Genomic DNA, 13,980 nt, shown 5'->3' with positions numbered 1-13,980 from the left:
CCTATGCTCCTGTACATGAGTACGGGTTCCCCGCAGCACAAGTCAACGCCTCTCCACTCCGTGTCCGTGGCAGGAGCGGTCGTGCGCGAGGACGGCCGACTCCTCGCGATCCGCCGAGCCGACAACGGAACTTGGGAGCTGCCGGGTGGAGTCCTCGAACTCGCCGAGGCCCCGGAGGAAGGCGTAGCCCGCGAGGTCTGGGAAGAGACGGGCATCCATGTCGAGGTCGACGAGCTGACCGGGGTCTACAAGAACACGACCCGAGGTATCGTCGCCCTGGTCTTCCGCTGCAAGCCCTCCGGGGGTACGGAGCGAACCTCCGCAGAGTCGACCGCGGTCTCGTGGCTCACCCCGGAGGAGATCACCGAGCGCATGACGGAGGTCTACGCGATCCGTCTCCTCGACGCCTTGGACGGTGCAGGCCCTCACGTCCGCAGCCACGACGGCCGGCACCTCCTGGGCAGGTCGGCATGACGGCCTCCGTAGCCCTCAACTTCGAGGTACTGGCGGAGAACAAGTCCCACGACAACCTCCGCCTGCGTCTCGGTTCATACCGCCACACCTGCGATTCGTTCTACTTGGACGTCGACGACACAACGACAGCATCATCGGATCTCAGGGGGAACCTCGCACGCCTCCTGGAGCAGTGGAGGAACCAGGTCGATGGGCTGTGGGGGGCAGGAGGCACTGCCTACCTGCCCTACGAATTCTCCGACGAGTGCACGGGCTGGCTCCGCGTATCGTCCGCAGACGGACGCAACGCCGCAGTGCAGGCGGGATGGAGCCCGGTGAACGGCTGGTCCTTCGCGCCTTCCGACTACCTCGCGACAGCTCCTGAGATCACGGACTTTGAACCCGAGGCGAACGCCCAGATCGAGTGCGCATTGGACGACCTGTCCCAATGCATCGCCAGGAACGCCGAGACCTTCACGGCCTCCAGGCAGTAGCGCGGTAAGAGTTTCTCTACTTCATCAAGGCGGCTCGCTCCGCTCGCCGCGCGCCCGGCTTGGTGCCGGGCGACGCTCCTGTCTCCGCCCCGCTCCGCCCGGCCGCCGGACGCGCGCGGCGCGAGCCAACACAGAGAGAACGGCCGGCACGGGGCTGGGGCGGTCGGCTCCGCGGCTTTAGGCAGCCACCATGGGGCGAGCCTCGAAGATCGGGGGCCCACATCGGGCTATTGCGGGCAGGTCCAGAGACTGCCCGAGTCGCGGGAAGCTTACGGGCCCCCGATCTCTCGCCCCATGGCAGCTCCCGCCCAAAGCCGCTTCACCGACCTTGACCGTTCGCCTGACGAGGCAGGAGAAGGCCACTACCTTCTGTGCATGCCTTGGGACGACAAGAATGCCTTCCGGGACTGCCCGTGGTGCGGGCTGACCAACACGCGCCTAGTCACTCTTGTGATCAATCAAGAGGCAAAGGATAAGTTCGGCACCCCACGGTTCTGGGCGATGCTGGCCTGCCCAGCCTGTGGCAACGCCGTTCTGATGAAGCATGAAGGCCCCCAGAGTTCAGCTCGGGGCGTGTCCTTGATCGTGCCTACTAGCAAGCTGGGCGAGCCAGACATCAAGCATCTGCCAGAAGATGTCGAGCGCTACTACTCGGATGCCTTGCGTGTGCTGCGTGTGGGAGTTCCGGATGCTGCAGCGGTGCAGCTGCGGCGCACGCTGGAAGCGGCAGCCGCGCACTACGACATCAAAGAGAAGGTGCTCATGAAGAGCATCGAGAAACTGATCAACGATGGGCACGTGACGCAGTCCTTCGCTCCCCTCCTGCACCACATCCGAGTAGTCGGCAATGTGGGAGCACATGCCAGCGATGAGCGTGTAGACCAAGCCATGGCTGAGCGGGCGCTACGATTCACCACTCAGCTCCTTCGCAACCTCTTTGAGGTTCCCGGCGAGCTACGAGAGCTGGCCGCTGAAGCGAACGGCAGCTGACATCAGCGGCTGACACCAACGGTTGCGAACGTTGGCGATCTCGCCCGGACAAGTGGACCGCACAGCTCGACGTGACTTGGGTGTGACCTCCGGTAGCGGCCCCCAGTGACCGACCTGAGAGGGATGAGGTCACAGGTTCAAATCCTGCGCGGCCGGCTAGTGGGCTTGATCCGCTTTGACGGACATCTGAGATCAGGGGTTCTGCCCCAGAAGGATGTCCATCATGGAGAGCATGGGGAAGAAGAAGCCTCGGCCGCGCCGTTCGTTCAGTCCGGAGTTCAAGGCCGAGATCGTCGAGCTGTGCCGGCGCGGTGACCGCTCGGTCGGTCAGGTCGCCAAGGACTTCGACCTGACCGAGACGGCGGTGCGGCTGTGGGTCAGCCAGGCCGAGGTCGACGCGGGCGAGCGCGACGGGCTGACCAGTAGCGAACGTGAGGAACTGGCCGCGCTGCGGCGGGAGAACCGCCGGCTGCGGGAGGACGTGGAGGTCCTCAAGCGGGCCACGGCTTTCTTCGCGAAGGAGACCCGGTGACGGTGCACCCGTTCATCGAGGCGGAGAAGCGAGACGGTCACAACGTCAAGCGGGCGTGTGAACTGCTGCAGGTCTCCCGAGCCGCCTTCTATGCCCGCCGCAGTGGCAGGTCCGGTCCGCGGGCGGTCCGCAATGCCGAGCTGACCAAGAAGATCGCCGAAGTACACGAGACCTCCCGAGGAACCTACGGTGCCCCGCGCATCCACGCCGTACTGCAACGACAGGGCGAGGACTGCGGACGGCGCCGCATCGCCAGGCTGATGCGCAACGCCGGACTGCAGGGCCGGCACCGCAGGCGACGGCAGCTGACGACCATCCCCGACCCGCTGGCCACCTCCCGACCCGACCTCGTCGTCCGCAACTTTGCTCCCGACCCGGACGGCCTCGACACGCGCTGGTGCGGCGACATCACGTACGTCCCCACCGAAGAGGGCTGGCTCTTCTGGCCACTGTCATCGACATCGCCTCCCGCCGCGTGGTCGGCTGGTCCACCGCCGACCACCTGCGGACCGACCTGGTCGCGGACGCTCTCACCTCCGCCTGCCGCCGGCGTCGTCCCACCCGACCGGTGATCTTTCACTCGGATCGTGGCTGTCAGTACACCAGCCAGCAATTCGCAGCTCTGGCAACGGAGTTCGGCGTTCGCCTGTCCGTCGGCCGCACCGGGCAGTGCTGGGACAACGCGCTCGCCGAGTCGTTCTTTGCCACGATCAAACGAGAGTTGCTCGGCACGAGCTCCTGGCCCAGCCGGGCCGCCGCCCGCACCGCGATCTTCGACTTCATCGAGGGCTGGTACAACTTGCACCGACTGCACAGCAGCCTCGGCTACCGCAGTCCCGCCGAATACGAGACCGCACTCGCAGCCTGACCACCACACCAACGGTGTCCGTCAAAGCGGAACAAGCTCATAGGGCCTCAGCCTGACCGAAGAGGGCCTCTGGCTTGCCTCGGCCATTGAGACTCCACCGACCTATGTGGAGCCGTTTGGTTGCACTTCCCATCCACCTCGCGCTGCAACAGCAGGCCACACACAGGCGGTTTGGGTCCGTTCGCCCACCACTGAGAGCACCAGCACGGTAGCCTACGGCGACTACCCATGCGGGTCGGAATTTGCCAGGAAGGGAAGTAATGGACTCTTGGTTCTTGCAATGGGAGAACTTTCGAGGGTTCTCTAAGCCGACACCGCTAACTTTTCCACGCTTGACGCTTCTCATTGGCAGGAATAACGTCGGGAAGACATCAGCGTACGCTCCACTCCTCTTGCTGCGCCAGACCCTCGAAGCAAGAAACCCCCGAACCGCACTACTGACACGCGGTGAAATCTTCGACGCTGGCACCTTTCGTGACCTAATCACGGACCATGTGCCAGAAAAGCGTCTAACCCTGTCGCTAGGCTTGGCAAAGAGTCATTGGCTGACGGCACGAAGAAGCAGAAAGGTGGTGGAATCTCCAGGAAGGCTTGAGGTCTCTTTCGCCGAGGAAAGCGGAGGGGATATTTCCCTGGTTAAACATCGCGTACTTGACGCCAATGGAACGCCGCTGGTCACTCGCACCATTTCAGATAAGGGCTCATATAAGATCTCGTCGCCAATACTTCCCAATTCTGAGTCCATCGGACGCCCGTTGCGTGAGGTGTCAGAGCTTCGGAAGGCATTGCGAGAAGAGCGGCCGCAGGGATTTCTTTTCAGCGGATACGGTGCACTCGGGATGCCACACGCTTGGCGTGAAAATGAAGAACGCTGGAGAAAGGCCAGGCGCTGGTACATTGCAGCCAACGAACTCGTCGATCTCCATATGGAGGTAAATCATCAAGTCGAGCAACGTCTCAAGTCGATCTCGTACCTTGGGCCTCTGAGATCGCTACCTAAGCGCACATATCGAATCTCGGCAGAGATTCCTACGGACGTTGGCCGTGATGGCGAGTTCGCTCCCGAACTCCTATTCCGGCGTGGCAATGACCAAGTTCATAGTGCAGTCAATAAATGGTTGAGGACGCTGGGGTACGGTGAATTGCGCTTCACGGCTCCCGCCGACGACTTCTTTCAAGTGCATCTTCGGCAGGAAGGCAAATCAGGCCTAGATGTCAACTTGGCCCATTGTGGGGTAGGGCTTTCTCAGCTCTTGCCCATGCTAGTGCAAGGCGCGATCACGCCCGCAGGTGGAACTCTGATCTCTCAACAACCAGAAATTCACCTGAACCCAGCCCAGCAATGCAAAGTCGCCGACTTCTTGCTCGAAACCGCCATGCAGGGGAAGCGTGTGATCGTCGAAACCCATAGCGAACACGTCCTGCTGAGGATCCGGCGACGTATCGCAGAAGGTCAGATCGATAGCAACGATGTCGCCATCTACTTCCTCGACAAGGAGAACGATCGGACGGTTATCGAGCGCATTCAAGTCGGCGAAAACGCGGAGGTCGACCCCTCCGCCTGGCCAGCGGGATTCTTCGAAGAGCAGCTTGAGGACTCTTTTGCACTTGCTGTTGCCCAGTCAAGAAGGAAGCGCGCGTGACTGCGAACATCCAAGAGGTTTGCGCTAAAGACTTCGTCATAGATACTTGTGTGCTGGCGCACTCCTGTCGCGACGATCACGCCTTGTACGCTTCAGCCTTCTCTCTTCTCGAGTGGATAGCCCAACAGAAGTCGGCAAATTGGATACTGGACGACAACGGCAAAAAGGCCCCTGCGGTGGAGACCAGCACGCTCTATGCCGAATACCATGCAACCCTCCCTCCGCAAAGCTTTCCATTGATGCTCCTAGCTCGCTATATGCGATTCGGGATGGTCGGGTTCGCTGCACGCCCAGATCAACAGCTACGCGAAAAGATTCGAAACCTTATACCCAGAAACAAGAAGGATCAGGTTGTTTTGGGTGCAGCTGCGGGGTCGGAAGGCAAAGTCCTCCTCAGTAATGATGAAGACGACTTCCCACCACACGTAAGAGAACGTGCAGCCACCAACCTCCAGGTCACCATCCTTTCATCTGATGAGGTGGACATCTAGGACGGCGGAAAGAAGCCGCCTGATGAGGCCCTACGGCGCCCTCACTGGATGTGACCTATTTATGGACCAGCCAGGCTTGGCCGGCAACTTTAGGCGTCTGACCTGCGTAGACGCCTCAGAACCACGGGCCCTCCGGAGATGTGTGCGGCGAAGTTCCAAAACGCAGAAGGGCCCCGGATTCGATCTCTGAGGCCCTTCTGCGTGGATATTCCTTGCGGCTAGCCGAAGGCGGCTGCCGGCAGTTGGAGGGTGTTGCCGCCTCCGCAGTCGGAGAGGTTCTGTGCCCTCAGCCGGTGGCCGCGGCTTGTCGCAACGCGGAGTACGTCTTGGAGGGCTTCGGCCAGGTCCGCCGACAGGCGTCGAAGTTCCTCCGGCTCGATCTCGCCGTCCCCGAGGGCATCCAGCGCGTGCGTCACTAGGTCGGCCGCTAGGCCCAGTTGGATCGCTTCGGTGTTGTCGGCCAGGCGGGACAGGTGGCTGCCGTCGTCGTCAGTGCTCAGGTAGCACGGCTTGCCGTCGGGGCCCGTCCACGGGAGCAGGCGCAGCTCGTTGAGGGGCCTCATACCTCTGTTCTCTCTTCGTTAGTGGCGTGTTGGAAGGTGAAGATTGCGTCGGCGCGGTCACCTGGGAGGACCAGGAGGGCTGCCTCGACCACGCGGCCGGTGGCGTCTGTCGAGACGCGGGTGATTGCCAGGACGGCGAGGGCCGTGCTGATGCGGAGAGTCGAGGCTTCCTCTGAGGTCGGGAGGCGGGCGCTGACCTTCTCTTGGATCTCTGCTAGTGGGGTACGGAGTTCCGCCTTCCCGTGTCGGCACCAAGGCGGTTCGGCCGGCGCCAGGTCGCGAGGGATGTAGATGCGGGCCAGGCTGTGGGGCGACTCTCCCTCGTGGCTGATCCAGAGGAACTCCGTCAGCGGCGTGCGCTGGGGCACCTTCAGCAAGGCGCTCAACGCTCCTTGGGCCTGAAGCTGAGAGGTGCGCACCGTTTCGTGCACGGCCGGGTCGAGGAATGTGAGAGCGCCTCCGGTGTACATGAGCCGGCGAAGGCGGCGGCGGACGAAGTTGCCCTTGCCATGGATTTTCTCGATCAATCCCTCGGCCTGGAGCACTGCGAGAGCGTTCCGCAAGGTCGGCGTGCTGACCGTGTAGCGCGCGGCGAGTTGTACCTCCGAGGGGAGGCGTTCGCCTGGCTTGAGGCGGCCGGTGGAGATCTGGGTCCGGAGGTCGTCGGCGATGGTCTGGCGTAGGGAGAGCACGGGTTGGATCACCACCTTCTGAGGACCCGTAGGGCAACGAGTCGGGTTCGGGGGTGCATGGTCAGGAGTTCGCCCGACTCGAAGAGGAGGCGCTTGGCTCCGTAGGGCAGTTGGAAGAGGTCGGCTACTCGGCAGGGCTGGCCGCCGATCTGGATGACGTCGCCGCGCCGCACGTTGGTCGAGGTGATTTCGACGGTGAAGGCCATGGCACCGCTGGGAGTCCAGGTCTTCATGAGGTCGCCCCCGTCGGTGTGGTCGAGGCGGCCGGCGCGTGGCAGGGGCAGGCGCACGTCTCGTAGACCACGGGAACGCCGACCGGCGCCGTCACCGGGGATGAATGCGCGCACTCGTGGTGCGTACCGATCCGGCACGAGGTCGATCGGTAGGGGGCGGCCTGCGTCGGCGGCATCAGTGGGCCTCCGCCGGAGTGAGGCAGGTGCAGGACAGGAGTTCCTCGACGGCCGGGACATAGGGGCGGACGAGGACCGTCTCCTCTCCCGTCAGGAAGTCCGTGCGGTCTCGAAACTGTCTCCGGGGCAACGTCGGCCCGTCGGGGTAGGTAGGGCAGGCGGGTACTAATGGGGTGCGGTGGCGGGGCGTTGGGGAGTACCGCTCCCTGGTGCGCGCGATGGCGCGGCGGATACGGTTGAACACGCTGATCAGCTCCTATCGCTGATGGCCAGGTCCCCGGACATCGCCCGTCGCGGGGACCGCTTGCGTACGACGGCCCACAAGGTGCGGCCGCCCAGGCTGGTGGCGAGGAGCCCGAACCGGTCTGCCTTCACCACGGCTTGCAGGACTTCCCGCCATGTCTCGGCAGGGAGGGATTCCGGTAACTCCGCTTCGATCGACGTGTGCCGGGCGTGTTCTTCCACGCGCGTGGTGAGCCCGACAGCTGATAGCCGGGCGGCGATTGCCTCCGCGCTTACTTCCGAAGCAGGCACAGGGCAGCCTCCGTCACCGGCGATCACTTTGAGTGAAGCTAGTTAACTAGATTAGACCTAGTGGACTAGATTTTCCATATGCCTGAGCAGCCTCCCTACCTCCGCATCGCCGACGAACTCCGGCGGCGGATCGCGGAGCACGAGTGGACGCCCGGAGACCGGCTGCCCTCGCGTGCCCAGATCGGCCAGGAGTGCGGCGTGGGCGAGAACGTCGTCCGGCGGGCTCAGGAGCTCCTGATCTCCCAGGGCGTGTTGGAGGGACGAGCCGGGTCAGGGACGTACGTGGCAGAACCCCGGCAACGGGTGCGGATGGTCCGGTCCGCCGCGCGCGAGCAGCCAGATGGTTCGCCGTTCCGCGCGGACATGAAGGCCGTGGGGCGGAATGGCGGCTGGGAGAGCCGGACCGACGCGAAGATGCCCGCACCAGCTGAGATCACTGCGCGGCTCGGGATCGGCGAGGGCGAGTTGTGCGTCCGTACCGTGTATGAGTTCCTCGCCGACGGCCGGCCCGTGCAGCTGTCGACGAGCTGGGAGCCGTACGACCTCACTGGCGGGACCCTCGTCGTACTTCCTGAGGGCGGGCCTCACGCCGGGGCCGGCGTCGTGAACCGGATGGCAGAGATCGGCGTCACGGTGAGCCATGCCGTCGAGCAGCCGGAGCCGCGGCAGGCGACCACCGAGGAGGCGTCACTCCTCGGGATCCAGAAAGGCGCGCTCGTCACGCACATCCGGCGGACGTACTACAGCGACGAGGGGCGCCCCGTAGAGACGGCGGACATCGTCGTACCCGCCGCCCTGTGCGAGATCGTCTACGAGATCCCCATCAAGCGATAGCTAGCCTCGGCCTTGCAGGTGCGGCCAACCGTCCCTGTAGCCGGGCTGTGCGTGTCAAACCCACGATGGCGAATGTGGGGCGTCACGGTCGTAGTCGTAATCGTGCTCGCGTCGCCGGCCTGGGCAAGGATCGTGGATGTGTACCCGGATGCTGCTGCCTTCCTCGCAGTGTTGCTCGCGGTCAGCGGTACAGCAGCGAAGTACAGCAACCACAGCAACCAACCCTGATCGCCAGACTCTCTCAGGAGCTCAACGACGACCTATATGGCCGTCGCTGACCGATCCCGCTAGAGCTACGGATCAGAAGGTTGCAGGTTCGAATCCTGCCGAGTGCACAGCAGACCAGAGGCCCTGTGGAGTGATCCACAGGGCCTCTGGCTTTTTCCTTGACGGCTACGAGAACACCGGCGCGATGGCCACGGCCACGCGGATCGGGCGGTGGCCGAGGGCTTCCATGATCGCAACTCCGGGCTTGTGCGGGTCCCGTGAGAGCCTGTCGGGTTCCCCGGAGGGATGGGGCCGACGACGGTGGGATACGGCCGGGTGGTGGCCTTCCGTGATAATCAGCCTCACGACGCGCCAGTCCTTGCCGCTCCCAATGACCACCGGAACGACCGGAGCTCATCGTTGCCCTCGATACATGACTTCGCGACCTGGGAGCCCGTGCTGCGACTCCTGCGGGCCGGCGACCCGGAGAGCCTTGCCGCCCCGGGCTGCCATGTAGCAGGACGGATCGACCGGCACGGTTACAGCCTTCCCATGCCGCGTCGGCACCTGCCGCCCGGGCGAGGTGCCCAGGTCGAGGACGCGCAGGAGGAGTTCGACGCGGTCGAGCGGGTGCGGAGCTCGCTCGCGGATGCCGGCGCCGACGGCATCTCGTTCGTCGCGGAGTTCTCGCCGAGCGGGCAGACCACGCTCTGCCTGCTCGGTTCCAGCCCCGCCGTGCAGCCCGGCATCGGTCCGTATCCGGGCGCGCTTCTCCTGGTCGAGGATGCCGTCCCGGAGCCCCGGCGTCGGCTGCCCGAACCGGTGTCCGGGGCGGGGCCGGCCCCGTCGGCGGATCCGGCGCTGCTGGAGCGGAAGCTCCGCAAGCGGATCCCCGATGCCATCGGCGCCACCGAGGCGGAGATCGCCGCCGCGGAAGCGCGTCTCGGCGTCGCGTTGCCCGACGAGCTCAAGGTGCTCTACCGGGTGACGCGGGCGCGGTGGCAGGACTGGGGCGACGGCCACGAGACCGCCGAACGCGTCTTCAAGGCCGTGGGCTGCGAGCTCTTCCCACTGGACAGGCTGTACATCGCCGACGCGGCGTCCCGCCCGTCCCGGTGGGAGTCCGCGGCGATGGAAGCGGTCGTCACCCCGCCCGACGCCGCAGTGCAGGGCCTGGTCGGCTCGCCCGGCTGGATCACCTTCGGCGACAACGGCGGCGGCGACCGGATCGCGGTCGACCTGACACCGGGCCCGCGCGGACACGCGGGGCAGATCATCATGCTCAGCCACGAGGAGATCATCGGCGCTCACCTGGTCGCCGATTCCCTCACCGACCTGGTGATGAAGCGGCGCAGCAAAAGGCGCAGCAGCCGTCGCGAAGATCAGCCGCCGGCCGTGGCCCGGGTCAACATCCGAAGCCTGAGCAGTGTCGAGGCCGCCGTCCACCCCGGGTTGGAGGTCCTGTCCATCGGCGTGTGGGAAGGGGAGCCGCTCAGCCTCGCCCCCGTCACTGGGCTGCCCCGCCTGCGGACCCTCACCGCCTATCCCGGTACGCTCGCCGACCCACTGGAGATCGCCAGGCTGACCGGGCTGGAGTTCCTGGAGCTCGGGCCGGAGGAGTGGCGTCTCCTCCTCGACGCCAGTGCCGTCCCGCGCACCTTGTCGGCCGCCGCCATCGGTGTGCGCGGCAATCGCCACCCGCTCCCGGTCGTGGCCCTCGCCAACGAACTCCTCGCTCTCCGGGACCGCCCGCCGATCAGCCGGACCTTCCTCGAAGGCCACCTCGGCCCCGTGGCGTAGGCGTGCCGCGAGCATGGCGGCGCTCTCGCGGACGGCCCGGTGCGGAGGCGGAGAGCACGGCTGAGCACGTCGACGAACCGGATGGGTGAGTAAGCACACGATGCTTCTGGCGGAGACGGTTCCACGTCAACTGCCGGGCTCATGCGTCAGGTTGTCTTCCGAATCGCTGCTGAGGTCGGCCCAATGAGTGTCTTTCGCGGACCGGACCGGCGTGCTGCGGCAATGTTCCGAACCAGCCCTGTATCCCTTGGGCGCTACGTGAGGCGCGTGAGGCGAGGGAAGGCTGGGCACGATGTTCGGGCGAAGGAAATTCCTCATGGCAGGTGCCGTGGGGAGTGCGGCCGTGCTTCCCCAGGGGGCTCTGGGAGCGCGGGCGTACGCGGCGCCGGCTCACGGGACAGGGGCCGGGAACACCGCGGTGCCGCATACCCCCAAGCTGGCGAGGTTCGTCGACCCGCTGCCGACGCCGGTGACTGCCGTTCCGGATCCTTCCGTCTATCCGGGCGCCGACTACTACGACATCACGATGCGGCAGGGCTCGTGGCGCTTCCACCGGGATCTTGAGCCGGCGACCGTGTGGGGCTATTGGGCCGCGGACCCGCACAATCCCCACGAGGCGCTCGGCATGGGGTATCTGGGGCCGACCATCAGCGTCATCAAGGACCATCCGACGGTCGTCAAATACCGCAACGAACTGCCGACCACCCACATGTTCCAGTTCGTGATCGACAAAATCCGCAATGGGGACCCCGAGCTCACCCCGACCGCTCCGCCTCCCTACAAGAGCAAGCAGCCTTTTCCCGCGCACATCAACGTGTGGAACGTCGTGCACCAGCACGGCGGTTTCACGGCACCGCAGTCCGACGGCGAGCCGCTGCAGTCGTTCAGCCCGGAGGGATTCCACGCGGAGTCCTACACCACCCTGGACCCGAGCCGGGTCAAACCCAACGAAGCGATCTACGGCTACACCAACCACGAGAACTCGTCGATGCTCTGGTATCACGATCACGGCATGGGTATGACCAGCGTCAACGTCTATGCGGGGCTTGCCGGTCTCTACCTCGTTCGTGACCCCGCCGACGAGCGGCTCGGGCTGCCGGAGGGCGAATTCGAGGTCCCCCTCATCCTGCAGGACCGGACCTTCCATCCGGACGGATCGCTCGCCTACACCATGACCGAGAGACAGGGCGAGGACACCCCGGTCGTCAACGGGAAGGCGTATCCGTTCCTGGCCGTCGAGCCGCGACGGTACCGGCTGCGTATTCTCAACGGTTCGAACGAGCGTTTCTGGCGGCTGACGTTCAACGTTCCCAGGGACGTACTGTCCCAGCCCACACTGCCGTTCTGGCTGATCGGCACCGACGGCGGTTTCCGTGAACCGTTGCGCATGCTGAACTTCCTGATCTCGCCAGCCGAACGGTACGACCTGATCGTCGACTTCAGTCAGGTGCCCCTGGGTACGATCGTCGCATTGACGAACTACAACGCACCGGTCCACTATCCCGGAGGCGACGGACCGGAAATCTCGGACATCATGGAATTCCAGGTCACGAAGTCTTTGTCCGGGCGGGACAGGACGACACCGACCAGCAAGCTGAAGCTGCCGAAGGTCGCGCCCATCGAGGTGAAGTCGCACACCCGTCGACGGGAGTGGGTCATCTACCAGCAGAAGCTCTTCGGCACCATGACGATCAACGCGGTGCCATTCATGGAGCCGTCCCAGGACTTCATCAAGGTGGGCTCGACCGAGATCTGGGAGTACATCAATCCCAACCACGACGCCCATCCGATGCATGTCCACCTCGTCAACTTCCAGGTGTTGAACAGGCAGCCGATCGACGCAGCCGGCTACCAGGAGGACTACGAAAAGTGGATCTACGGTGGCCGTAAACCGGAGGACCGGCCGGTGTTGGCGAACTATCTCACCGGCCCGCCGATTCCTCCGGACCCGGACGAAGAACGGTCCTACAAGGACACGGTCAGGTCCTATCCGGAGACGGTGACCAGAATCATCATCCAGGAATTCACCCCGCCCATGGACAGGATCGCGTCGATTCCTGGCAGCGGCGCCGAACTCCCGGCGACGTACGTCCACCACTGCCACATTCTCGAACACGAGGACGACGATCTGATGCGGCCGTGGACGATCGTCGGCCGCGGCGACGATCGCGACCGCGACGACGGCGACCACGGTCGCGGCGACCGTGGCGACCGCGATGACCACGGCCACTGACGGATCGACCGTCAGGCTCCGTTCCGTCGTCCGCCTCGTCTCACATGGGCGATCACGGTGGACACGGCGGCGGTCGCGACGAGGCTTCCCACCATGACTGTCCCCACGCCGATCATGTAGAGGCCACTGCCGTCGTCCGACCAGTCGTAGGCGGCAACGGTGAGGCCGGCCGTGGTGCCGAACACAGCGCCTGGGATGTGGTTGCGGGACGCCGCCCAGTACACCGGTGCCAGCAGGGTCAGCAGCAGCCCGATCACCTGCCACGCCTCGTACGGGCCGGTCGTCGAACCGTCGGGGTGCACGTCACGATGCTGGTCCCAGCCCAGCCAGACAGCCCACAGAGCGGGTGCCACCAGCGCCGGCACGAGGTCCGGCAACAGCGGGCGAACGATTTTCAGCAGTTCTTGGCGCATGACCCGAGCGTTCCGGCTCACCCCGTGGCCGGCCAGGGCTCACGTACTCAGCTCGACCCGAGTACATCAGCCACGGGCCCTCGTGATCGGACGTGTGCGGGGAGCTGCAGAGCTGGTGGCGGGGCTAGGTCGTGTCTGACAAATGGCGCCGTCCGCCCGCAGGGCGGGGTGCGCGGCGTCCGGTGCGTGCAATCGCAAGGCGGAGGATCATCCTCGTACTGGACGTACTTGGATGACTCCGACAACGCAGCGTGGGGGCACCTCCCGTGCCCGAAGGGCTACGGGGGTGGGGGCACCTCCCAGGCGCGAGCTCTGGGGGAGCGTGCCGGGCGTCGCGCGCCAGGCGGGATTTGTCAGACACGGCCTAGGGGTGCATTCGGGCGCCCTTGAGGACCTTGTCGACCGCGTTGCGCGGCCCGTACACGGCGAGGCCCACCAGATCCAGCTGGTCCTTCGGCACGGCGCGCACGGCCGCGCGGTTGTCCCGGTCGTTGCCCGTGGCGAAGAGGTCGGATGTGAAGACCGACAGGGGAAGCGAGCGGGAGAGCGCCCGCTCGTGCGCGGCGGTCAGCGTTTCCTTCGTTCCCTCGAACACCAGGACGGGCTGGCGGAACATCGGCAGATAGGGGGTGCCGTCGGCGTCGGCGTACGGCTCGCCGATGACCTCGGGGAGCTCCGATCCGAGGCCGCTGACGAGGAAGGCCGTCACGTTCAGCCGCTGCCAGGACTCCAGGTCCTGGCGCAGCAGGACGGCGATCTTGGTGTCGAAGCGTACGGGTGTGTTCTCGGATGTCATGGTTCGAGACTGCCGCGCGCTCTGCCG

At 65.1% G+C, this 13,980-nt stretch carries 16 protein-coding genes and 1 pseudogene; 11 read left to right on the top strand and 6 right to left on the bottom strand.

The features are described 5' to 3' along the window. Positions 1-3: 3 nt before the first annotated feature. The 8 genes from KK483_RS17190 to KK483_RS17155 all read left to right on the top strand — a co-directional run bounded on the left by KK483_RS17190 (position 4) and on the right by KK483_RS17155 (position 5,471). Positions 4-474, top strand: a complete 471-nt coding sequence (locus KK483_RS17190; RefSeq protein WP_262006102.1) for an NUDIX hydrolase — start codon at positions 4-6, stop codon at positions 472-474. After that, a complete protein-coding gene (locus KK483_RS17185; protein WP_262006101.1) occupies positions 471-947 on the top strand; it encodes a hypothetical protein in 477 nt (158 codons plus the stop codon). Before KK483_RS17190 ends, KK483_RS17185 begins: the two co-directional genes overlap by 4 nt. A gap of 294 nt (positions 948-1,241) precedes the next feature. Continuing rightward, complete coding sequence (locus tag KK483_RS17180) at positions 1,242-1,937, top strand: DUF4145 domain-containing protein (RefSeq protein WP_262006100.1); 696 nt, start codon at positions 1,242-1,244, stop codon at positions 1,935-1,937. A 223-nt stretch (positions 1,938-2,160) separates the two neighbouring features. Beyond that, positions 2,161-2,469 (top strand): transposase, encoded by a 309-nt coding sequence (locus KK483_RS17175; RefSeq protein ID WP_399014231.1) that lies wholly within the window; start codon positions 2,161-2,163, stop codon positions 2,467-2,469. After that, a complete protein-coding gene (locus tag KK483_RS17170; protein WP_262006099.1) occupies positions 2,466-3,041 on the top strand; it encodes an IS3 family transposase in 576 nt (191 codons plus the stop codon). Before KK483_RS17175 ends, KK483_RS17170 begins: the two co-directional genes overlap by 4 nt. Continuing rightward, complete coding sequence (locus KK483_RS17165; RefSeq protein WP_399016088.1) at positions 2,924-3,337, top strand: IS3 family transposase; 414 nt, start codon at positions 2,924-2,926, stop codon at positions 3,335-3,337. Before KK483_RS17170 ends, KK483_RS17165 begins: the two co-directional genes overlap by 118 nt. Positions 3,338-3,729: 392 nt before the next feature. Then, complete coding sequence (locus KK483_RS17160; protein ID WP_262006097.1) at positions 3,730-4,980, top strand: DUF3696 domain-containing protein; 1,251 nt, start codon at positions 3,730-3,732, stop codon at positions 4,978-4,980. After that, positions 4,977-5,471 carry a hypothetical protein gene (locus KK483_RS17155; RefSeq protein WP_262006096.1) on the top strand — a complete coding sequence of 165 codons (495 nt, stop codon included), beginning with the start codon at positions 4,977-4,979 and terminating at the stop codon, positions 5,469-5,471. The genes KK483_RS17160 and KK483_RS17155 overlap by 4 nt, the downstream gene beginning before the upstream one ends. Before the next feature lie 218 nt (positions 5,472-5,689). Here KK483_RS17155 and KK483_RS17150 read toward each other — a convergent pair whose 3' ends face one another. The 4 genes and pseudogenes from KK483_RS17150 to KK483_RS17135 form a co-directional block, all read right to left on the bottom strand. Continuing rightward, the gene (locus KK483_RS17150) at positions 5,690-6,034 is read right to left on the bottom strand and encodes a hypothetical protein (protein ID WP_262006095.1); all 345 of its coding nucleotides are present in this window, start codon (positions 6,032-6,034) and stop codon (positions 5,690-5,692) included. Further along, a complete protein-coding gene (locus KK483_RS17145) occupies positions 6,031-6,726 on the bottom strand; it encodes a GntR family transcriptional regulator (RefSeq protein ID WP_262006094.1) in 696 nt (231 codons plus the stop codon). Before KK483_RS17145 ends, KK483_RS17150 begins: the two co-directional genes overlap by 4 nt. 8 nt (positions 6,727-6,734) lie before the next feature. Next, positions 6,735-7,016, bottom strand: a complete 282-nt coding sequence (locus KK483_RS17140; RefSeq protein WP_313879265.1) for a hypothetical protein — start codon at positions 7,014-7,016, stop codon at positions 6,735-6,737. A 376-nt stretch (positions 7,017-7,392) separates the two neighbouring features. Continuing rightward, positions 7,393-7,670 (bottom strand): annotated as a pseudogene (locus tag KK483_RS17135) (hypothetical protein). A 78-nt stretch (positions 7,671-7,748) separates the two neighbouring features. Here KK483_RS17135 and KK483_RS17130 point away from each other — a divergent pair. From KK483_RS17130 to KK483_RS17120, 3 genes are all read left to right on the top strand, one after another. After that, complete coding sequence (locus tag KK483_RS17130) at positions 7,749-8,504, top strand: GntR family transcriptional regulator (RefSeq protein WP_262006093.1); 756 nt, start codon at positions 7,749-7,751, stop codon at positions 8,502-8,504. 627 nt (positions 8,505-9,131) lie between these two features. Continuing rightward, the gene (locus KK483_RS17125) at positions 9,132-10,511 is read left to right on the top strand and encodes an SMI1/KNR4 family protein (RefSeq protein WP_262006092.1); all 1,380 of its coding nucleotides are present in this window, start codon (positions 9,132-9,134) and stop codon (positions 10,509-10,511) included. Between the two features lie 316 nt (positions 10,512-10,827). Further along, positions 10,828-12,744 (top strand): multicopper oxidase family protein, encoded by a 1,917-nt coding sequence (locus KK483_RS17120; protein ID WP_262006091.1) that lies wholly within the window; start codon positions 10,828-10,830, stop codon positions 12,742-12,744. A gap of 11 nt (positions 12,745-12,755) precedes the next feature. On the opposite strand, the gene KK483_RS17115 is transcribed toward KK483_RS17120, so the two are convergent. Both KK483_RS17115 and KK483_RS17110 read right to left on the bottom strand, forming a co-directional pair. Continuing rightward, positions 12,756-13,157: a hypothetical protein gene (locus KK483_RS17115; RefSeq protein WP_262006090.1), complete on the bottom strand. Its 402-nt coding sequence runs from the start codon at positions 13,155-13,157 to the stop codon at positions 12,756-12,758. Between the two features lie 364 nt (positions 13,158-13,521). Further along, positions 13,522-13,953, bottom strand: coding sequence for a DUF2000 domain-containing protein (locus tag KK483_RS17110; RefSeq protein WP_262006089.1), 432 nt, complete (start codon positions 13,951-13,953; stop codon positions 13,522-13,524). Between the last annotated feature and the right edge of the window lie 27 nt (positions 13,954-13,980).

The organism is Streptomyces sp. FIT100 (assembly GCF_024584805.1).
Classification (GTDB): domain Bacteria; phylum Actinomycetota; class Actinomycetes; order Streptomycetales; family Streptomycetaceae; genus Streptomyces.
The sequence above is the reverse complement of the archived record's forward strand: the minus strand, read 5'-3'. Positions and strand labels throughout refer to the sequence as shown.

Excerpts from the sequence above, each read along its gene's own strand:
- KK483_RS17120 (WP_262006091.1), top strand. The coding sequence starts at position 10,828 with ATGGCAGGTGCCGTGGGGAGTGCGGCCGTGCTTCCCCAGGGGGCTCTG.
- KK483_RS17110 (WP_262006089.1), bottom strand. The coding sequence starts at position 13,953 with ATGACATCCGAGAACACACCCGTACGCTTCGACACCAAGATCGCCGTC.
- KK483_RS17115 (WP_262006090.1), bottom strand. The coding sequence starts at position 13,157 with ATGCGCCAAGAACTGCTGAAAATCGTTCGCCCGCTGTTGCCGGACCTC.
- KK483_RS17180 (WP_262006100.1), top strand. The coding sequence starts at position 1,242 with ATGGCAGCTCCCGCCCAAAGCCGCTTCACCGACCTTGACCGTTCGCCT.
- KK483_RS17150 (WP_262006095.1), bottom strand. The coding sequence starts at position 6,034 with ATGAGGCCCCTCAACGAGCTGCGCCTGCTCCCGTGGACGGGCCCCGAC.
- KK483_RS17185 (WP_262006101.1), top strand. The coding sequence starts at position 471 with ATGACGGCCTCCGTAGCCCTCAACTTCGAGGTACTGGCGGAGAACAAG.
- KK483_RS17190 (WP_262006102.1), top strand. The coding sequence starts at position 4 with ATGCTCCTGTACATGAGTACGGGTTCCCCGCAGCACAAGTCAACGCCT.
- KK483_RS17175 (WP_399014231.1), top strand. The coding sequence starts at position 2,161 with ATGGAGAGCATGGGGAAGAAGAAGCCTCGGCCGCGCCGTTCGTTCAGT.
- KK483_RS17130 (WP_262006093.1), top strand. The coding sequence starts at position 7,749 with ATGCCTGAGCAGCCTCCCTACCTCCGCATCGCCGACGAACTCCGGCGG.